Genomic DNA, 20136 nt, shown 5'->3' with positions numbered 1-20136 from the left:
GTGGGATATCGGCGTCTGCGATGAGGCGCTCAGGACTGCCGGCGTCCGCGTGCGCGGATGAGGGACCCGGCGCCCACGACGAGGAGCAGCGCACCGCCGCCCGCGAGAAGCGGCGCGAGTGCTCCGTTGGTGCCGGTCACGGCGAGCGTGCTGCTGCCCGTTCGTGCAGCGGGTGCCGACGTTGCGGAGGGGGTCGGGGTGGCCGCTGCCGCCGCGACGGTCAGCGTGTACGTGCGTGAGTCAGTACCGGTGGCGTTCGTCGCGGTGACGACGAACGTGAACGTGCCCGAGGCGGTCGGTGTTCCGGAGATGACGCCGCTCGTCGGGTCCAAGGTCAGCCCCGCGGGGAGAGCAGAGCCGCTGGTGAGGGCGAACGTGACGGGGCCGGTTCCTGTCGCCGTGATGGTCTGGGAGTAGGCGGCGCCCGCCGTCGCGTCGGGAATGCTCGCCGTGGTGATGGCCGGCGCGGCAGCGATCTCCAGAGAGTAGGACCTGGTGTCTGAGCCCATGATGTTGGTGGCACGGACCTGGAACGAGAACGACCCCGCCGTTGTGGGCGTGCCGCTGACGGCACCGGTGGCAGGGTCCAGGGCGAGCCCGGGCGGCAGGGCCGTGCCGTTGGCGAGGGCGAAAGTGATCGGCCCCGTGCCGGATGCCGCGATGATCTGCGCGTAGGGCGCCGCGGCGGTCCCCCCGGGGAGGCCCGTGGTCGTGATCTGCGGCGCGACGGCAACCGCGAAGACGATTCGCGTCGAAGGCGCCTGGGTGAACGTGCCGTCTTGTGTGGTCTGCGTGAATGTGACACCCACAGGGCCGGGGAGAACCGTGGCCATCGGGGACGATGCGTACGGGGCGGTGCCCGACGTCGACGTCGGAATCCCCGCACCGATGAGAGTCAACGTTCCGGGCGGCGGAACCGGGAGGGTGGGCCCGGCGGCGCCCGATCCGAGCGCAGCACCGTTACCACCCCCCGGCTGGACTGGTGTCGATGCGGTGAGGTCACCGCCGGACATCGTGATATTGGCTCCTGCAGCATTGAACCCGCCGCCGATGCCCGCGGCCTGAGTGCCCGTGCTGGTGATCACGCCGCCGGTGATGGTGATGTTTCCGCTGACGGACGAATATTGCGCGGAGCCTCCGATACCGGGGCTTCCGCACGTACCCGCCGCGTTGATCGTGCCGCCGGTGATCGTGATGTCGGCCGCAACGGTGCTGTACTCGCCTGCGCCGATTCCGGGTCCGCAGTTGTACGTCTTTGTGTTGATGGTGCCGCCGTTGATGGTGATGGAGCCGGCAACCATGGCCGGCGCGAACTGCGCGCCGCCGATTCCGGCTCCGTCGATAGCGGTGGACACGTCGATCACACCACCGTTGATGATGACCGTTCCGAGGTCGCTGCTGGACGAAGCTCCGATTGCTGCGCCGTACGAACCTCCGCTGATGGTGGTCGCTCCGCCACCGGTGGCATCGATCGTGAGGGTGTTGCCGGCATCGACAGAGATGCCCGCCTCGATCCCCGAGCTCGGATCCACCGCGATCGTGAGGGAGTGGGCGTTGAGATCGAACGTCACATCGGAGCCGTTCGGCTGGCTGAGCCGATCAGCCCCCGGGACGAAGGACTGAGGCGCGGTGATGTCCGCGCCGAGGCAGATCACCGCGCCGGTTGCGGGGGCAGTGGCGAACGCGGCTTGCAGGTCCGGCCACGTCGTCGGCGTGACCGTGCAGGTCGCGGCCTGGGCGGGCGACGCTGCCAGCACCCCGAGAGCGACCAGGGAGACGCTCGCTCCGAGCGCGGCGGCTCGTCGAGCGATGGAACGGGTCGAAGACATGTCGTGGTCCCCCAAGGGCGCACAGAGACCGCCCCCGGGCCGGGACGTTCTTTGGACGGTAGAGGGGGACACATACACATGCCTCACCCCAGGCAACGGTTGTCAACTTCCGGTGACAAATGCGGCGCCGTGCGGAAAATACCCGGTGGCGGTCCCCTCGAAATCGAACTGGCCCGCCCGCGCGTGGACGACGACGCGGTAGGCGGGCGCGGCCGTCGTGCCGTCGGAGACGACGGTGAGGACGACGTCGATCGGTCCCGGGCCGGGGTCGCACACCACAGTGTCGGCGCGCGTCTCGCACCTCCATGCGGGAGGCACCTCGCCGAGGCGCCCGCCCTCGATCGTGAGGGCGATCGAGTCGGCCCGCCAGGTCTCCGCGTCGACGGCGAACGAGAGCGACAGGGTGGTCGATGAGACCGCCTCGGCGGTGAAGTGCGCGGGGGGTTCGGTGGCAGAGGTGAGGAAGAGCGTGACGAGTCCGACCGCGGCCAAGGTCGAGCCGGCAGCGACGGACAGCGCGCCCGGCTTGAGCCACGGGAGCGCCCGCGAGATCACGCTCCTCCCGCGCTCCACCGCCCGGTGACGACTCCCGCGCCGAGGGGGCGAGAGAGCGACGGCAGCAGGGGGCTCGCTCACGGATGACACGACGAGGACGGTCGTGACGCCGAGCGCCGACGTCAGGGTCGCCCACCGCCGCCAGTTGTCTTGGCACGTGCGGCAGCCGCCGATGTGCGCCAGCCCCGGTGCAGCGGGTTCGTGCGCCTGCCACTCCGGCTGCGGAGTCCGCGGAATGTGCGCGGCGTTGGCGGCGCAGTCGGCGTGCCCCCGGCGCAGTGTCGACACGAGAGTGGCGCGGCGAAGGGCGAGTTTGGCTCGTCGGAGCAGATTCGAGACGGCGGCGGCGTTTCGACCGAGTTCGCTGGTCAGCTCGGAGGGCTTCCGTCCATGAACGGTGACGGCGTCGAGAACCTTCCTCTGGTCCTCGGGGAGGCTGCGGAAAGCTTCCCGGATGAGCGTGAACTCGCCATCCAGCTCGATTTCGCGCAACGAATCGTCGACCGATTCGTCCGTGGGCATCCCCTCGAGGCCGAGGGGAACATCTCGGGAACGCGACGCACGGTATTCGTCGACGACGATGTTCCGCATCGTTCGAATGACATACGTGTGCGCGTGGGATCGGGGCCCGGTGCCCTGGTTCCATTTCTGCAGAAGCCGGGAAAGGGCTTCGCTGAGGACGTCGTCGGGGTCGAGGGGCGCCGAGGTGACATGGTTCGCCATCCGTCTCAGGTAGGGAAGCACACTCTGCAAGTACCGGGCCGCCGCGGCTCGGTCTCCGGCGGCGGCAAGAGCGGCGAGGCGGTCCGCGTCCCCCGCCGTCGTATTCTCCTCAGCTCTCATCGGCGTCCCCTCGAAGTAGCGGAATTCGCGCGCACGGGTCGGCGATAGATTCCTCCGCCCCGGGCGTCAACCGACGGAAGGAGTTTCGTTTCCCGCGCTGTCTCATGCGCGGGGCCTGCACATGAAGGAGTCCCGATGAACATCTCCCCCTCCACTCCCGCCGACAGAGGGCCGGCCGTGCAACCCCTGCGGCGCGCGGTGCACGACGCGCTCACCGGGCCGCACCGTGTCGTGATCGTCACGGGAGCGACGAAACGCCTGCGATCGACCATCGTCGCGGATGCCGTGGAGCAGACGTCCGAGTGGATACGACTGACGGCCCCGACAGCGACCGCCGTCCGCACGGCACTGGATCTGATCCCGTCCGGTGTGGTGTTCGCTGACGATGTCGCCCTGGTCGACCTGTGGGACGTGCTGGCGGAGGCATCGCGCGTGGCGCGAAACGACACTCAGCGCGTCATCATCACCTGGCGGTTCCACCCCGAGATCGCCCAGCTGGCGGCGGCGACCAGCGGAGCACATCACCTCGGTCTCCCACATCATGGCGCTGCCTCTCGCTAGCCCGATGCCGTCGTGTTCTTCATCGGCGCGGCCCAGCTCGCGCTCGATCTGGCGAGCAGCGGACGAGTCCGCCCCTCTCCCCCGGGGAGCGCCTGCTGCGCGACGCGCGGTGCGATCGGTGGTCAGAAGTTGACAAACGGCGTCGGCGCGCGCCGGGGTCGAGGTGGGCGTTCCTACAGTGATGCGATCGCCGGGCATCCCGGGCCCGGCGACCTGATCCCGAGGTGATCGCGATGCCGACATTCTCTGCCCCCGCCGCGCTCAGCGCGTCTCAACGCTCCGCCGGAGCACACCCTCACCCGCTGCGATCGGACGACCCGCCCGGCGACCCGACGATGACGTCGGAGAGTGCCAACGGTCGCGACGCGGGCCGGGCCGAGTCGCTGTCGTTCTTTCGAGGGGCTCTCATCGCCGCTCTTCTCGTCATCCCCGTGTGGGGCGGTGTGATTGCCGTCGTGGCCCTCGCCCTCTCGCGGTAGGCGGACGACGGGCACGCCTGTCGTCGGGCGGAGGAACGCTCAGTCCCGGGACGAGGAGTGATTCGCCGCCCGGTAGGCCTCGAGGACGGTGTTCGACATCCTGCCCTTGTCACTGACCGCGAAGCCGTTCGCGGTCGCCCATCTCCGGATGGCCTCGACGTCACGGGTCGACGCCGCGCGTCGCGTGCGAGCGGGACCGCCGGAGCGGCGGCCTGCGGCCACGTAAGGGGCGAGAATGTCACGAAGGGCCTGGGCGTTCCGTCTCGAGAGATCCACCTCGTACACACGACCGTCGATCGAGAAGTGGACGGTCTCGCCGTCTTCGATGACTGCCCCGTCGAGGTCGTCGACCATCTGGATGATTTTCCGCTGCGCCACGTGGGAGGCCTTTCGTCTTCTCCGGATACGGCGACAGACGCCGCAATGCGTGCGAATCTAACGACCCGCTGACACGGCTGCGGAGCAATCCCGGTGGGAGATCAACTTTCGGCCACGAGAGCGCGCGTTATTCGTCGGAATGTTCCGACCGGTGGGCTGCGTCCGTCATTTGGTGACCACCTACTTCTTCTAAATCGATGGGCAACATGAGAGTCAAGTACGCACGGGCGTCGTCTGTTGCGAAGGTCACCACTCCCCCGACGGGAACGGCATCTGTCTGGAGGCTTCGAATGCCATTCCCGCTCGAGATCGCGTGTCCCGCCTCATGTTCCTCTGCGCGTGGACTCGCGATGGTGAAGGTCACCGTCGCTGATCGCTCGTCGAACGCGGACGTGACGTCCGCCCGAGCGGGCCGCGCGTATTTCACCGCGTTCGTCAATCCTTCGCGGACGGTGCGTACGACGAAGTCGGAATGAGCACCGCTGAGCGGAAGGTCGTCGACGAGGTCGATCGACACGGCGAGCCCTGCGCGCTCGACTTCACGGACGATATCGGCGAGCCTGTCTTCCAGCACAGCCCTGCTCGACGTGGACGTGAGGTCGGTGACGGTGTTCGCGAGCGCCCGCGCAGCCGCCCGGTTCTGATCGCGGATGGTGCTGAGCGCTTCTCTGATCTCGCTGTCGGTCAGCCGGGCGGTCTCGATGCTGCTGACGAAAAGGTTGATGAGCGCCAGATTGTGACCGAGTTCGTCGTGGAGCAGGCGGGCGATGCGTGAGCGCTCCGCCTGCGTCGCCTGCTCGGAGATACGAGGCGCCTGCTTCATCGCGTCGAGGAAGAGGTCGGTCACCTCGGCGTTCCGCCGACGCTGGTGGCCGGCAACGATTCCCGCGAAGCCCGCGCCGGCGGTGGTGAGGATCGAGAACACCGCGATGAGAGCGGCAAGGCCGGCGTTGGAGGTATTCGCCCAGCGAATGAGATACAGCACGAAAAGACCGGCGCTCGATGTCATCCCCGCGATGACGAAGCAGATGGTCACCCGTGGGGTGTATCGGAGCCCGAGGAGGAACATCATCGCCCACCCGGCGGGGGCGGCGATGGGTGTCAGGGCGGCGGTGGCGAGGACGATCCCTGCCACGAGACGCGTTCGCTTGTGATTCCAGAGGAGAGCGGTCACGCCGATGGACCCGATCGCGAGGGTGACGAGCAGATTCCACAATTGCAGAGGCGGGGCGGCTAAGGCGAAAAGCGCCAACCCGATCGCTCCCGCACCCGCAGCGAGTAGTGCGTTTCGCTGATACGACCTGAAGTAGTCGAGGTTGTCTTTCACCAATGCGTCCTCCGCACGGGTCGGGCGCTGGATCGCGGCACGACGAGTAGTCCGCCTAGCGCTGATCGGGTGCAACGTGAGTGCGTTTTCCGTCTTCCGACGGATTGGAGACCGACAGTACCGGATACCGCGCACTGTCGGGATGCTCCGTGTCAACCGATGTTGATGGTTGGGCTGCATCTCGCCCGGGGAGGGCGGAGCTCGGGTGATACGTTTCGTCTCCGGCGCCTGGGGGTGCTCGCGAGGGAGAATTCGATGAACGTGTCTAGCAAGCCGGCTCGCGTGCTGGTGATCGATGACGATCCGCTGGTGCGCACCGGCATCAGGCTCCTGTTGCGCGGGAATACGAGCGTCTCGATCGTGGGTGAGTTCGCCGGCCATCGGGGGCTCCTGGAGGCCGTGAAAGACCTGCAACCCGACGTTCTTCTCATGGACCTCTTCATGCCCGAGGAATCAGGTCTCTCCGTCGCGCGCCGAGTCCGTCTCGTATACCCGGACCTGCGCATGGTCCTCATGTCGTCGATCGACAACCCGGCGCTGTATGCGGACGCACGCAACGTCGGTGTCAACGCCTTCGTCGCCAAGACGGCTCCCGCAGCCGACTTCATCACGGCGCTCGTCGGCGCAGACTCCTCATCGAAGACCAGCACCACCGTGCTCTCCGACAGAGAGATCCAAGTCGTCGAATTGCTGGCGATGGGGGCGAGCAACGAAGAGATCTCCGCGGCCCTGCATTTGAGTCAGAACACGGTCAAGACGTACGTGTCTCGCGCGATGGACAAAACCGACACCACGAACAGAGTCCAATTGTCCAATTGGTTTCACGGGCTCGCCGAGTCGCATCTGCTCGGCGATCGGGTGGATACGCCATAACTGCGCGAGCGTCACCTGAAGTGGACAAATTCGCGCTCAGCCCTCCTGGAGGGCGGGCACACGGTCAGGATGTTGTCCGCGCGAGATAGCTCCTCGCGTGGTCAGAGCCTGTGGTGGGCCGCTCGGGGCGGGTGTGGAAGTTCGAGATTCACGCCCGCCTCATCCCACCTTCGACTTGAGCAACCTGTTCTCCCCCTAGAGACTCCCCCGGTTGCTCAAGCGCCGAATGTACCCGATTCGGCGTCGGGCGGGGGGACGCGGCCCACTCTGCGTCTCCCCGCTCACCCCTCCGTGTGTTCCTCCGCCGGTGGGCACGAGCCCACTGTCAGGACACAGGCGACTCTCATGGCGCCGTCGGGGAATTCACCACCGTCGCCCCCGGCGCGAGGCACCTCCCGCCCCGCGCGCCACGCAGCGCCTCGCATGGACGCCGTTCGCGCCCGGCGTCAGCGCGCCGAGCCCGCCAGCGACCCGGTGGTCTCCTCGACGGCCGGGTCGTACAGCAGGCACGAGATCTCGCGGTCGCCGCCGGCCCAGGTGTCTTCGGTGGGAGCGACGAACTGATAGTTCAGCGCCGACTGGTCGAAGGGGATGCCGACGAACGACGGGAACGCAGCGTCGCAGCCCTCCTGGGCCGCGGTCGCGATCGCGTCGTCGCCCGGGAACGTCCCCTCGGGCAGGAGGAAGCTGCTGAACACCTCGTACGTGTGCGGGACCGCGCAGTCGACGAGGTTGGACGAGCTGATGAAGCCGCCCGGGACGTTGTCGAGGCACGCGCCGACGGGCAGCGTGAAGGTGTCGCCGTCGCCCGGGGCCGCCTCGCTCGGGCCCACGGTGACGCCGCCGTCCTGCGGGTAGTCCGGGATGTCGAAGGGGTCCGACGAGGACGCCTGCGAACCGACCGCGATCGAGAAGATCACGAGACCGATCACGGCGATGATCGCCAGGACGCTGATGACGGCGCCCGCGACGATGCCGGTGATGGCGAGGCCGCGTCCCTTCTCGCCGGTGCGCTTGATCTGGGCGAGGGCCACGACACCCGCGATGATGCCGCCGACGGGGAACACGAAGCCGAGGATGATCGCGAGGATCGAGATGCCGTTCGTCTTTCCCGGAGCGGCGGGAGCGGTGCCGTAGGGCGAGGCGCCGTGCGCGGGTGCACCCGCCTGGGGGTACTCCGGCGTCGCACCATAGGCGGGGGCGGCGCTCGAGCCGTCCGCGGCGGGAGCGGCCGCGCCCGGGTACCCGGGCGGCGCCGGCGGAACCGGAGGTGCCCACGTGCCGTCGGTCGCGACCGGCTGCTGCGCGGCGCCCGCATCGGACGGGGCCGCCGGCACGCCGCCGACGAGCAGGCCCTGCTGAGCCAGGCGCTCACCGGTGAGATGAGCCGCCTGTCGCACGACATCGCCGGCCTTGGCCGCGCCGATCGCGCCGCCCTTGAAGAACCCGCCGACCGCGGAGTGCTCGAACGACGCGAGCGTCCCCTCGGTAGCCTGAGAGAAGTGCACGTCGAAGCGGACGTGCATGTCCTGACCCGCGAAGGCTCCGGCGACGAGGGTGGTGCCCATGCTGCCGCGCGAGACGTCGAGGGAGCCGGATGCCGTCGGTTGCACCGAGAAGCCCTGCTCGGCGAGGGCGTAGCCGACCGCGTCGCGGGCTCGATCGACGGGAACGGACAATCGGAGTTCAGCGTTGGCCATCGGGCGCTCCTGGGGGGGGTCTCTCGCGCCGAAGACTGTCAGCGCGCGTCCAGGTTAGTGCCGCGGGGCCCTCCGCACGAGCGCGGAGCCCGGCGCAGGGCGAGGGGCGAGGCCGTCCGCACCTCGCGCCCTCGCCCGCACCGTCAGCGGATTCGCCCGACGAGGTCGTCGCGCGTCAGGGTGTCCGCCTCGGCGAGCACCGCGCGGGCGGCATCCCGCGCCTCTTCGACGTTCCAGAGCAGGACGCCGACGACCCGATCGTCGTCGAGGTAGTAGACGACGCCGCGCTCGGTGTCGATCCAGTCCTCGACCGTCTCGAGAGAGGAGTCGAGGGTTCCGACCGCCTCGTACCGGATGCCGAAGACCGCCGAGTAGTAGTACGGCGTGTGCGTGTAGGGCTCGGCGGCGCCCGCGAGATTGCGTCCGGCCGCCTTGCCCTGCTCGTTGGCGTTGTCGACGTGCTCGACGCGGCGGCGCCCGAGCAGGCGGTCGGGGTAGCTGGCGACGTCGCCCGCGGCGTACACGTCGTCGGCCGACGCCCGCAGCTGCGCGTCGACGTGCACGCCGTCGTCCACCGTCAGCCCGGCGTTCTCCGCCAGGTCGGTGGCGACCTCGATACCGAGACCGCTCACGACGGCATCCGCGCGGACCTCGTCACCGTTCTCGAGGTCGAGGCGGGCGCCCGCGGCATCCACTTCTCCTCCCGAGACCTTCGAACCCGCGACGATCTCGACGCCGGCATCGCGGAAGAGCTTCTCGAACCGCTCCGCGAGCGCCGGCGGGAACACCGCGTCACCGAGCACCGCACCGGTGTGGATCAGCACGGTCTCGACGTCGTTCTGCACGAGGGCTGCGGCAAGCTCCGAGCCGATGTATCCCCCGCCGACCACGGCGATGCGGTCGACGTCCTTCGAGAGGGCGCGCAGGCGGCGGTAGTCCTCGGCCGTGCGGAAGGTCAGTGCGCGCTCTCCGTTCGAGCGGTCGTCGACGGGGAGGGGGACGGGCTTGCCGCCGGTGGCGAGCAGGAGCTTGCCGTACGAGAACGTCTGGTCTCCGGCATCCACTTCGTGCTCGCCGGGGCGGATCGCCGTGGCGCGCGTGCGCAGCCGGATGTCGGCGCCGGTGTCGTCGGCGGTGCGGAGGGGCACCTTCTCCCACGTGAACTCGTCATCGGTCCACAGCTTCTTGCTCAGGGCGGGGCGCGTGTACGGCTCGTCGACGTCGTCGCTCAGGATCCCGATGGATCCGTCGGCGTCGATCTCGCGGATGCCGCGGGCGGCGGTGTCGGCGACCATTCCGCCGCCGACGATGAGGTAGTCGAAGTGTGTGGTGGTCATGGCGTCAGCGTCGCCGCTCAACCTGACCGAAGCGGATGGGTTGCGGGGGTGAGCGGCATCCGGTAGCGCCCCGCTGACTAGGCTCGGGGCATGAGCGTCGACCTCGAAAGCCTCTACACCGACCTGCACGCCCACCCCGAGCTGTCGTTCCAGGAGACGCGGACGGCGGGTGTCATCGCCCGCCACCTCGCGGATCTCGGGCTCGACGTCGAAGAGGGCGTCGGCCGCACCGGCCTCGTCACGACCATCGCCAACGGCGAGGGTCCCGTCGTGTGGGTGCGCGCCGACATGGACGGCCTTCCCGTCGAGGAGCAGACGGGCCTCGCGTACGCCAGCACCGCGCGCGGCACCGACCCGGCCGGCAACGCCGTCCCCGTGATGCACGCGTGCGGCCACGACATGCACGTCACCGCCCTGATCGGTGCCCTCGAGCGCCTCGTCGCCACTCGCGACGAGTGGGCGGGGACGGTCGTCGCCGTCTTCCAGCCCGCCGAGGAGTACGGGGCGGGCTCGAAGGCGATGATCGCCGACGGCGTGCTCGACCGGTACCCGAAACCCGACATCGTGCTCGGCCAGCACGTCACGCCCCTTCCCGCCGGCATGATCGGCGTGCGACCGGGCACGCAGATGGCGGCATCCGACGGCCTCACCGTCGTGCTCCACGGCCGCGGGGGTCACGGTTCGCGCCCGCACTCCACGATCGACCCCGTCGTCATGGCCGCCGCCACCGTCATGCGCCTGCAGACCGTCGTCTCGCGCGAGGTCGACCCTCGCGACGTCGCCGTCGTGACCGTCGGATCGATCCACGCCGGACTGAAGAACAACATCATCCCCGCCGAGGCCAAGCTCGAGCTGAGCCTGCGCTACCCCGACGACGCCGCGCGCGAGCGCGTGATGACGAAGGTCGAGCGCATCATCCGCGCCGAGGCCGAGGCATCGGGGGCCGAGCAGACGCCCACCATCACCACCGATCACACCCTGCCGCCGACCATCAACGACACGGATGCCACGGCCCGCCTCACCGCGGCGTTCCAGCGCTCGTTCGGTGAGGGCTCGGTCGTCGACCCCGGCATGTTCACCGGGAGCGAGGACGTGTCGTGGTTCGCGCGCGAGTCGGGCGCCCCCCTGGTGTTCTGGTTCTGGGGCGGTGTCGATCCCGAGACGTTCCAGAAGGCCTTCGCGGGAGGCACCGTCGAGCGCGACATCCCGACGAACCACTCGCCGTACTTCGCCCCGGTGATGCAGCCGACGATCGACCGCGGCGTGGAGAATCTCGTCGTGGCGGCGCGGGAGTTCCTCGGCTGAGAGCGTCGCGCGCGGCGTCCGGCGCCGACCCGGTCCCTTCGACAGGCTCAGGGAACTCCACGCCGAGGTGGCTGAGCACCTTCCGACCGCGGCCGATCGTGGGCGCGCGTGTCCGACGGTGTTCGGGGTCGGGAGCTGGCTTCTCACGCGACGGTGAGACCGTGCTCGGACCGACGAAGGTGCCCGCCCTCCGAAGAGGGCGGGCACTCGTGTTCCCCGGGCGGGGTGTCAGCTGAGCGAGCGACGCGGGCGCAACACCCACGCACCGGCACCGGCGACGAGGATCAGCACTCCGAACAGCGCAGCGCCCAGCGGCACCTGCGCTCCTGTCGCCGCGAGCTGTCCCTTCGCCACGACCGCGAGAGGCAGGACCGCGAACTCGGTGCCCGCGGCGTCGTGGATGTGGATGCTGTGCGCGCCCACCGCGAAGGCAGCGGGCACCCGCACCGAGAAGCTCACCGCACCGGTGGCGTCCGCGACGGGGATGCCCGTGATCACCGTCGGCTCGGAGCGGAGATCGGCGCTGGCCTGCTCTCCGGCCCGGAGCCCGGTCACATCCACCCGCACCGACTGACCCTGCTCGACGGTGCGCGCCGACGCGGTCGCCCGCGGCGCGATCGCGGACGTCGTGGGCTGCGCCGTCGGGACCGTGGTCGGGACCGTGGTCGGCGACGGCGAGGCCGTCGGCGACGGGCTCGTCGACGGACCAGGTGTGGGCGTCGCCCCGCCTGTCGTGGTGACGTCGCCGAGGCGTGCCGGAGCGATCACCACGTAATCGATGTTCGGCGCGAAGTGCCCGTCGCTTCCGAAGGTGAGGGCGCCGTCGGTCGTCTTCAGCGTCACCGGCACCGTGCGCTCCCAGAAGCTGTTCCACGAGTAGGTGTAGCGGAAGTACCCCTCACCCACCTGGCCGGTCCCGGCCTCCGACACCTGCAGGGGGCGGTCCACCACCTGCGGGTTGTAGTCGTGGCGACCCGAAACCTCGGCGTTGGAGTACTTCACGACGACGTCGTAGTCGCCCGCGGCCTGGAAGCCGGCGGCGCGCGGGATCGTCACGGTGTTGCCCGCGCCGTTCCCGAGGAAGCCGACGAACCGGCCCTCCGAGACGTTCGATCCCGTCGAGGCGGCGAGGCTGCCGACGCTGGCGGTACCCGCCACGACCCCCGACTCGGCTTCGACCTTGACGGCCGCCGAATCCGCCTGGGCGGCTCTCGTGGTCGACACCGAGGCGAGGGAGAGGCCCGCGTTCGAGCCGACCTCGATCTCGTTGATGCCCTCAGAGAGGTGCAGACGCACGACGCTCGACCAGGTGCCTGCCCCGGCGGTGGATGCCGCGGCGACCTTTCGGCCGTTCACGGAGATCGCCACGTCGGATGCCGTGGTCGTGGAGTAGTCGACGGCGACGTCGTAATAGCCGGATTCGAAGGCGGTGGCGTACACGTCGGCGCGACCGTCGCCCTGGATGGCGGCGGAGCCGCGGGACCCCTGGCGGTCGTAGGTGAGCGCAGCCCCACCGGCCAGACGCGTGGTCGACGCCGGGTAGACGGTCTTCTCACCGTCGGTCACGTCAGTGAGTGAGAACTTATCGAGCGTGATGTCGGCGTTCGGCAAGACGGTCGACCCGTCGGCGCTCGCGCGGACAGACAGCACGTGCGTGCCGGCCGTCAACGCGACCTCCACCTCGGCGCTGCCGCGGTACTTCCACCGGCTGTTGTCGTTCAGCGCGAGGTCGGCGGTGTACTGCACGGTGGCCGTGTTGGCCCCGTCCACGAACAGCGCGTGTCGTCCGGGGACTCCGGGAGTGGCCCCGATGACCTGGAATCGGTACGTCCCGTCGCGCGGAACGGTGACGCTCCAGTCGGCCTTCGAGCCGACGTTGTTGAACGAGCCCACGTCGCGCCCGTGCGAGGCGAGGAACATCCATCCCCCGTTGCCGGTGGGCGACTGGTCGTAGACACGGGCGCCGCTGATCGCGGTGTCCTCGGCCTCAACCGAGGCGGACCATGCCTGAGCGGTGTCCGCCGCGTCGCGCTGCGGGGTGACGACGAGCTGGTACCCGGCGTACCGGTCGTAGTTGGGCACGCTCACCTGCAAGGCGCCGTTGGTCACGGCTACGCCCTTGAGTGAGGTCAGCACGCGCGGGGTGGCCGCCAGTCCCTCCGCTCCCGACAGCGGGGCTTCACGAACCTCGACGTCCACGCGGTCGCCGAAGGTCGTGGCATCCAGCCCGGTCATCGAAAGGTTCACCGTGTCGGCGCTCGATCCTCCGTACAGCACCGTGGCCTTCTTGTCGGCGCTGTCGATCGCGCCGATTCCCTGCAGGGTATCGGCGACGTTGAGCTGCGGCGGGGTGACCTTGACCGTCTTGCTGCCCGCCAGGTCGCCGTACCACTTGAACATCCACCACCCGGCGTTCGCCCCGTTGGGACGAGCGGAGTTGTCGGAGAAGTTGCCCGCGTAGTTCCAGTACGCCGTCTGCGCGTCGACCTTGGTGTCCTCGAACATCGAGAACCACTGGACCAGTTGACCGGGCACGCCCATGTCGCGGAGGAGCCCGTACTCGGTGATGTTGATCTCGAGCGGCGCGATGCCCTTCGCCTTCTCCATGGCCCGGTACTCGTCGTAGTGCGAGCGATAGGTGGCGAGGTTGTCGATGCCCAGCTCGTGCCAGATCATGAACTGCGGCAGTGTGCCGGTCTGCTTCGCGTAGTCGAGCCACACACTGGTGCGGTCGGCGTGCCAGGACGCGTCGCCGGGGCCTCCGATGACCGGAGCGGCCAGACCGTGCCGGGCGTAGACCTCGCGGATCTTGTCGACCGCGGCCTTCCAGTCGGGCAGGAACTGCTGGTTGAAGAACGTCCAGTCGTTGTACCAGTTGCCCCCGTCGGGTTCGTTGAACGGGATGAAGACGTACTCGTCGGGGTGCTGGGACTGCGTGGCCACCGCCTCGGTGACGAACTCGACGACCTCGAGGTAGTCCCAGATACCGTTGGGCTGATTCGTGTACGTGCCATCCGCCTGGTTGTAGGTGCGGTCATCGCTCGGGCGCCGGCCGCCGTTGTAGGCCCAGTCGGGGTAGTAGTCCTGGACGTAGATGTCGAGTTGGGTGCCGTTCTTCGCGAAGAACCCCTTCTCCACCTTCAAGGCATCCCCGCTGGGGTGTTGCGTGCCGTATGGCGCCTTCTGCGAGGTGTTCGTGATGTGGGCGCCGTTGATCAGCGCCTGAGTGGGTGCTCCGTCGTCACCGAGCCCGTACAGGGTGCCCGACGCTCCGCCACGGAAGTCCCCCGTGGTGTTGGCGAAGTCGACCGAAAGGGTGTCGGTGGTGGCAGCCGCTGCGGGGGGCGCGACGACGGCGAGGGCGGCGAGGGCGACGGCCCCCGCCGTGCTCGCCGCGATCCATCGGGGGTGTCTCATCGGGGTGCATCTCCATCGATCAGAGGGCGCCGCGTTGCGCCCCGGAGGAATGTAACGCGATTTGATAGCGGTTTCAAGATCCGACTTGATAACGCTTTCACACTCGACTAGCGTCCTGGACAGTTCGACACGACGGAGAGACGAATGACGACGATGCAGCCCGCAGCCACCGGCTCGACCCCCACCCCCGTACTGGGCTGGGGCAACGACCTCGTGACGCTGTCCTTCGAGTGGGATGCCGATTCGCCCGTCGCCTGCACCGCCGTCGAAGTCGAGGGCCGCACGCTTCCGGTGCACCGCGTGCCCTTCGTCGAGGTCCTCACCGCCGACGCCGGCCACCGCCCCGCCTCGGGCCGTCTGGCCCACACCGAGCACGGCGCGCGGATGCGGTACGTCGACCACGCCGAGACGGAGTCGGGGGGTGTTCGCACTCTCACCATCCGCGAACGATCGGGCGCCCTCGAAGCACGTATCGAATTGGTCGCCCGCGACGGCATCGCCGCGGTGTCGAGCCGCGTGACCGTCACGAACGTCGGCGACGGACGAATCGTGCTGCGGGCCGTGGCGTCGTGGGTCTCGGGCTTCACCGACCGCACCCGTCCCGGAGACGCCCTCTCCGGATGGGAGCGGGTTTCCGGCGTCAGCGACTGGCTCGGCGAGGGTCGGTGGACGCGTACTCCCCTGCGCGGTCCCGATTTCGTTCCCCTCGCCGAGCACCTCACCGGACACGACCCTCGCGGAGCGTCGGCAGCCGTCTCGACGGGCACCTGGTCGACGGCGCATCACCTGCCCACCGGCATCTTGGAATCGCAGCCCGCGGGCCTCGCCCTGGCCTGGCAGATCGAGCACAACGGCGCCTGGCGGGGAGAGGTCGGCGAAGACACGGCAGGCGCATATCTCGCCCTGTCCGGCCCGACCGACGCCGACGCGGGGTGGACCCGCGTGCTCGACCCCGCCGACGGTTTCACCAGTGTCCCCGTCACCGTCGCGTTCGCCGGCGACGGGGACGGCGCCGTCGACGCGCTGACCGATCATCGGCGGGCCACCCGTCGCGCGCATCCCGACAACGCCGCGATGCCCGTCGTGTTCAACGACTACATGAACACCCTCGACGGCGACCCGACCACCGAAAAGCTCCTGCCTCTGATCCGCGCGGCGGCCGAGGTGGGTGCCGAGATCTTCTGCATCGACGCCGGCTGGTACGACGACTCGGGCCATTGGTGGGACACGGTCGGCGAGTGGATGCCGTCCACGACGCGCTTCCCGGGCGGCCTCGAAGAGGTCATCGACGCGATCCACGCCGCCGGGATGGTCTCAGGGCTCTGGCTCGAGCCCGAGGTCGTCGGGATCCGCAGCCCCTTGGCCGACCGCCTGCCACGCGAGGCGTTCCTGCAGCGCAACGGCGAGCGCGTGGTCGAGCATGACCGCTTCCACCTGGATCTGCGCCACCCCGCTGCACGCGCCCACCTCGACTCCGTGGTCGACCGGCTCGTCTCCGAGTTCGGGGTCGGCTTCTTCAAGATGGACTACAACATCAACCCCGGGCCGGGAACCGATCTCGACGCCGACAGCGTCGGCGACGGTCTGCTGCAGCACGGACGCGCGGTCCTCGACTGGCTCGACGGCGTGCTCGATCGGCATCCGGGCCTCGTGATCGAGAACTGCAGCTCGGGCGCGATGCGCATGGACTACGCGATGCTCTCGCGCCTGGCCATGCAGTCGACCTCCGACCAGCAGGACTACCGCAAGTACCCCGCGATCGCGGTGTCCGCCCCCCTGTCGATCCTCCCCGAGCAGGCGGCGAGCTGGGCGTACCCCCAACCCGAGATGGATGCCGAGGAGTCGTCGTTCTGCCTCGTCACGGGACTGCTCGGTCGCTTCTACGTCTCGGGCCACCTCAACCGCATGTCGGCGGCGCAGCGCGATCGCGTGGCGGCGGCCATCTCGGTCGCACGCGACCTGCGGACCGAGATCGCCTCGTCGCACCCCCACTGGCCCCTCGGCCTGCCGTGCTGGGACGACCCGTGGCTGGCACTCGGGCTGCGCGTCGACGGCGGCGAACTCGTCTCGATCTGGCGACGCGGCGGCGCGGACGCCGTCTCACTGCGTTTCCCCCACCTCGTCGGCATTTCCGTCGAGGTGACCCCGGTCTTCCCCCTGGACCTCTCCGCCTGGCACACCGATTGGGACGCCACGACGGGAACCCTCCACGTGCGCGGCGTCGACACCCGTCTCGGCGCCCGCACCCTGCGTCTGTCGGCTCGGCCCGTCGAGTCGACGACGACGCCCGCACCAGATCACACTGATCACATCGAAGGAGCAATTCAATGAAGAAGCGGTTCATCGCCGCCGCGGCGCTCACCACCGTCGCGGCCATCGCCCTCGCCGGCTGCTCGGACCCGGGCGCCGGAGGCGGCTCCGCGGCCGGCCCGGCCGACTGGCCCGCCCAGGACACGAAGCTCGACGGCACCACCTTGACCATCTGGGCCGCCCAGAACTCCAACAAGGTGCCCGACAGCGTCGTTCAGGGTTTCGAGGCCGCCACCGGCGCCAAGGTCGACGTCGTGACGATCCCCGATCCGTACGAGCAGAGCGTGCAGACGAAGGTCGCCACCGGCGACAAGCCCGACCTGGCGTTCTGGCAGCCGACCGCGTCGCAGCTGACGGCGCTGAACGCCAACACCAACCTTCAGCCGCTCGATGGCGCGCCCTTCGTCGACGCGTACACGCCCGAGCTGAAGGACATCACCGGCATCCTGAACGGCACCCGCTACGCCGCTCTCATCTCCACCCCGGCCGTCGAGGGCGTCTATTACAACAAGGAGGTGTTCGCGAAGGCGGGCATCACCAAGACGCCCGCGAACTGGGACGAGTTCCTCGCCGACGCCCGCCAGCTGAAGACCGCCGGCGTCACGCCGTTCTTCGACTTCGGCGGCGGCACCCCGTGGGCCACGCAGTGGTGGGTGCAGGTGCAGCTCGCCGACGCCGCGAAGGCGGGGCTGTGGGACCGCGTGAACAAGAACGAGGAGAAGTTCACCGACCCCACCATCCAGGGAGCCATCGACACCTACCAGGGCCTCATCCAGGAGGGTCTGTTCAACAGTGACCTGAAGACGGCGAAGTTCGAGGACCAGGGCCCCGCCCTGCTCTCGGGCAAGGCCGCCATGGCCGTGCAGGTGAACTCGTTCTTCGGTCAGCTGCAGTCACTGGCCGGCACTGACGAGCTGAACGAGAAGATCGGGTTCTTCCCGATCTCGCCGAGCGGCAATGTCGGCACCTTCATCCCCGACCAGTCGAACGCGCTCGTCGCTTTCAAGACGGGGGATGCCAAGCGCGAGGCCGCCGCAAGGCAGCTGCTGTCCTACTGGCTCGGCGACGGCTATGCGGACTTCGTGAAGGCGCAGAAGACCGTCTCGCTGCAGAGCGCGGTGGACTCGTCGAGCGAGGTGCCGCAGGCGCTGCTCGACGTCAGCAGCTCGCTGGGCGACTCGGTCGGGTCGATGCAGGCTCTGGCCGTCGCCAACCCCGACCTGTACCTCAATCTCGGCGACATGATCCAGGGCACCAAGACGCCCACCCAGGTCGCCGAAGCCACCCAGTCGCAGTTCGCCGAGCTCGCCAAGGCCATCGGCACCGCCGGCTTCTGATCCCGCGGGGCGCCGGTGGCGAGTCCGGCGCCCCCTTCTCGTTCGGAGGAACGTGATGACATCCACCCTGGAGCGTCCCCGCGCGGTGACGCCGCCACCGCGATCGTCGCGCACCGCGTCGCGTGGCCAGCACAAGAAGGACCACCCTCTGTGGTTCCTGGTTCCGGCTTTGACCGTCCTGGTGGTGTTCTTCGCCATCCCCACCGTCTTCAACTTCGTCTACGCCTTCACGAACTGGTCGAGCTTCAAGAGTTCGATCGACTTCATCGGCCCCGACAACTTCGTCTCACTGTTCTCGAACGGCACGCTCGTGAACGCGCTCACGGTGACGCTCGTCTACGCCGTCCTTGTCGCGATCTTCCAGAACCTGTTCGGCCTCGCCCTCGCTCTCCTGCTCGAGCGCGACACCCGGACGAACCGGGCCCTGCGCGTCGCGTTCTTCGTCCCCGTGATCATGTCGGCCCTCGCGGTGGGCTACATCTTCCAGGCGATGCTCAAGCCCGACGGCGCCCTCAACGGCATCCTGAGCCTGCTCACCGGGCAGAACGTCGACATCGCGTGGCTCGGTAGCACGACCTGGACGATCGTGGTGGTGGCCCTGATCCACGCGTGGAAGTGGATGGGCCTGTCGATGCTGATCTACCTCGCGGGACTCAAGACCATCAGCGACGACGTCATCGAGGCCGCCCGCCTCGACGGCGCGGGCTGGTGGACCACCTTCCGTTCCATCCGATTCCCGCTGCTCGCCCCCGCGGTCACGTTCAACGTCGCCACAGCTCTGCTGGGCTCGATGAACGGATTCGACATCGTGCAGGCCACCACGGCCGGCGGCCCCGGCGGAACCACCGAACTGCTCAACATCTTCATCTTCCGGACCTTCGGCCAGGGCCTGTTCGCCCAGGCGACCACGATGAGCCTCGTTCTCTTCGTCGTCGTCGCCGTACTGGCCTTCCCCGTCATCCGGATTCTGCGTAAGCGGGAGGACGTGCTGTGACCGAGACCATGACTCTGACGACGGGTCGCGCGCGACCCGAACCCCGCCGCCGTCGTCCCGTCGCCCGCGTGGCGCAGCCGATCGTCGCGATCCTCGTCGCCGTGGCCCTTCTCGGCATCCCGTTCCTGCTGACCGTGCTGACGGCGTCGAAGACCCAGGCCGAAGCCTTCGTCCCGACCCTCGCGCTCCCGACCGAATGGCACCTTCTCGACAACTTCGCCACCGTGATCGGCGATGGTCGCATGATCGCGGCCTTCGGCGGCAGCGTGCTCGTGATGGTGCCGGCCGTGCTCGGCGTTCTGATCCTCGGATCGATGGCGGCGTGGATCCTGGGTCGCCGCAAATCGAAAGGCCTCGCGTTCGTCTACGCCGTAGCCATCAGCGGGATCGTGCTCCCGCCCGCCGTCGTCACGATCGTGCTGCTGCTACGTCAACTCGGGCTCGCCGGTACCCCGGTGGGCATGATCGGGGTCTACATGGGTATGTACATGTCGACCGTGATCTTCTTCGTCACCGGCTTCGTGCGGACCATCCCGCTCGAACTCGAAGAGGCCGCCCGCGTCGACGGGGCCTCACCGGTGAAGGTGTTCGTGAAGATCATCCTGCCGCTGCTCATGCCCGTTCTCGCGACCGCGACGATCCTCATCTGCCTCTACATCTGGAACGACGTCTTCTACGCGTTGTTCGTCGTCGGCGGACGCCTCGACACGCTGCCACTCAACCTCTACCAGGTGGCGAGCGCCGGTCTGTACCTTCAGAATTGGCATCTGATCTTCGCGTACATCATCTTGATGAGCCTTCCCCTGCTCATCACCTTCATGGTCGCGCAGCGCAAGATCATCTCGGGCATCACCAGCGGCGCGGTCAAATGACCTTCGCCGCTCCCCACCG

15 protein-coding genes are annotated in these 20136 nt (G+C 68.7%); 8 read left to right on the top strand and 7 right to left on the bottom strand.

All coding sequences use genetic code 11. The annotated features are described in order from the left end of the window. Nucleotides 1-29: 29 nt before the first annotated feature. The gene (locus ASE56_RS04465; protein ID WP_056225459.1) at nucleotides 30-1829 is read right to left on the bottom strand and encodes an Ig domain-containing protein; all 1800 of its coding nucleotides are present in this window, start codon (nucleotides 1827-1829) and stop codon (nucleotides 30-32) included. A 102-nt stretch (nucleotides 1830-1931) separates the two neighbouring features. Continuing rightward, entirely contained in the window at nucleotides 1932-3227 is a 1296-nt protein-coding gene (locus ASE56_RS04460) for a sigma-70 family RNA polymerase sigma factor (protein WP_082450307.1), read from the bottom strand. Nucleotides 3228-3362: 135 nt separating this feature from the next. On the opposite strand from ASE56_RS04460, the gene ASE56_RS04455 reads away from it, so the two are divergent. Both ASE56_RS04455 and ASE56_RS04450 read left to right on the top strand, forming a co-directional pair. Then, on the top strand, nucleotides 3363-3788 hold the full coding sequence (locus ASE56_RS04455) for a hypothetical protein (RefSeq protein ID WP_056225452.1): 426 nt from the start codon (nucleotides 3363-3365) through the stop codon (nucleotides 3786-3788). A 233-nt stretch (nucleotides 3789-4021) separates the two neighbouring features. After that, a complete protein-coding gene (locus ASE56_RS04450; RefSeq protein ID WP_156371605.1) occupies nucleotides 4022-4267 on the top strand; it encodes a hypothetical protein in 246 nt (81 codons plus the stop codon). 39 nt (nucleotides 4268-4306) lie between these two features. Here ASE56_RS04450 and ASE56_RS04445 read toward each other — a convergent pair whose 3' ends face one another. Continuing rightward, nucleotides 4307-4645, bottom strand: coding sequence for an Lsr2 family protein (locus ASE56_RS04445; RefSeq protein ID WP_056225446.1), 339 nt, complete (start codon nucleotides 4643-4645; stop codon nucleotides 4307-4309). Between the two features lie 127 nt (nucleotides 4646-4772). Then, nucleotides 4773-5972, bottom strand: a complete 1200-nt coding sequence (locus ASE56_RS04440; RefSeq protein WP_235556929.1) for a sensor histidine kinase — start codon at nucleotides 5970-5972, stop codon at nucleotides 4773-4775. A gap of 282 nt (nucleotides 5973-6254) precedes the next feature. Here ASE56_RS04440 and ASE56_RS04435 point away from each other — a divergent pair, with 282 nt between their 5' ends. After that, nucleotides 6255-6845 carry a response regulator transcription factor gene (locus ASE56_RS04435; protein ID WP_056225442.1) on the top strand — a complete coding sequence of 197 codons (591 nt, stop codon included), beginning with the start codon at nucleotides 6255-6257 and terminating at the stop codon, nucleotides 6843-6845. Nucleotides 6846-7291: 446 nt separating this feature from the next. On the opposite strand, the gene ASE56_RS04430 is transcribed toward ASE56_RS04435, so the two are convergent. Both ASE56_RS04430 and ASE56_RS04425 read right to left on the bottom strand, forming a co-directional pair. Further along, entirely contained in the window at nucleotides 7292-8545 is a 1254-nt protein-coding gene (locus ASE56_RS04430; RefSeq protein WP_056225439.1) for a DUF4190 domain-containing protein, read from the bottom strand. Nucleotides 8546-8688: 143 nt separating this feature from the next. Continuing rightward, nucleotides 8689-9882 (bottom strand): NAD(P)/FAD-dependent oxidoreductase, encoded by a 1194-nt coding sequence (locus ASE56_RS04425; protein ID WP_056225436.1) that lies wholly within the window; start codon nucleotides 9880-9882, stop codon nucleotides 8689-8691. Nucleotides 9883-9972: 90 nt separating this feature from the next. Between ASE56_RS04425 and ASE56_RS04420 the strand changes: the two genes are divergently transcribed. After that, nucleotides 9973-11187 (top strand): amidohydrolase, encoded by a 1215-nt coding sequence (locus tag ASE56_RS04420; protein ID WP_056225433.1) that lies wholly within the window; start codon nucleotides 9973-9975, stop codon nucleotides 11185-11187. Nucleotides 11188-11415: 228 nt separating this feature from the next. Here ASE56_RS04420 and ASE56_RS04415 read toward each other — a convergent pair whose 3' ends face one another. Next, the gene (locus ASE56_RS04415) at nucleotides 11416-14604 is read right to left on the bottom strand and encodes a hypothetical protein (protein WP_200914122.1); all 3189 of its coding nucleotides are present in this window, start codon (nucleotides 14602-14604) and stop codon (nucleotides 11416-11418) included. Nucleotides 14605-14748: 144 nt separating this feature from the next. Here ASE56_RS04415 and ASE56_RS04410 point away from each other — a divergent pair, with 144 nt between their 5' ends. From ASE56_RS04410 to ASE56_RS04395, 4 genes are read left to right on the top strand one after another with little or no spacing between them, the layout of a single operon-like run. Continuing rightward, nucleotides 14749-16935: a glycoside hydrolase family 36 protein gene (locus ASE56_RS04410; RefSeq protein ID WP_235556928.1), complete on the top strand. Its 2187-nt coding sequence runs from the start codon at nucleotides 14749-14751 to the stop codon at nucleotides 16933-16935. After that, nucleotides 16932-18251: an ABC transporter substrate-binding protein gene (locus ASE56_RS04405; protein ID WP_056225430.1), complete on the top strand. Its 1320-nt coding sequence runs from the start codon at nucleotides 16932-16934 to the stop codon at nucleotides 18249-18251. Before ASE56_RS04410 ends, ASE56_RS04405 begins: the two co-directional genes overlap by 4 nt. Before the next feature lie 55 nt (nucleotides 18252-18306). Then, nucleotides 18307-19245 (top strand): carbohydrate ABC transporter permease, encoded by a 939-nt coding sequence (locus ASE56_RS04400; RefSeq protein ID WP_200914120.1) that lies wholly within the window; start codon nucleotides 18307-18309, stop codon nucleotides 19243-19245. Further along, nucleotides 19242-20117: a carbohydrate ABC transporter permease gene (locus tag ASE56_RS04395; protein WP_235556927.1), complete on the top strand. Its 876-nt coding sequence runs from the start codon at nucleotides 19242-19244 to the stop codon at nucleotides 20115-20117. The genes ASE56_RS04400 and ASE56_RS04395 overlap by 4 nt, the downstream gene beginning before the upstream one ends. Nucleotides 20118-20136: the final 19 nt, after the last annotated feature.

Source organism: Microbacterium sp. Leaf203, assembly GCF_001421275.1.
Taxonomy (GTDB): Bacteria; Actinomycetota; Actinomycetes; order Actinomycetales; family Microbacteriaceae; genus Microbacterium; species Microbacterium testaceum_A.
This window is presented reverse-complemented; position numbering and strand designations above follow the sequence as displayed.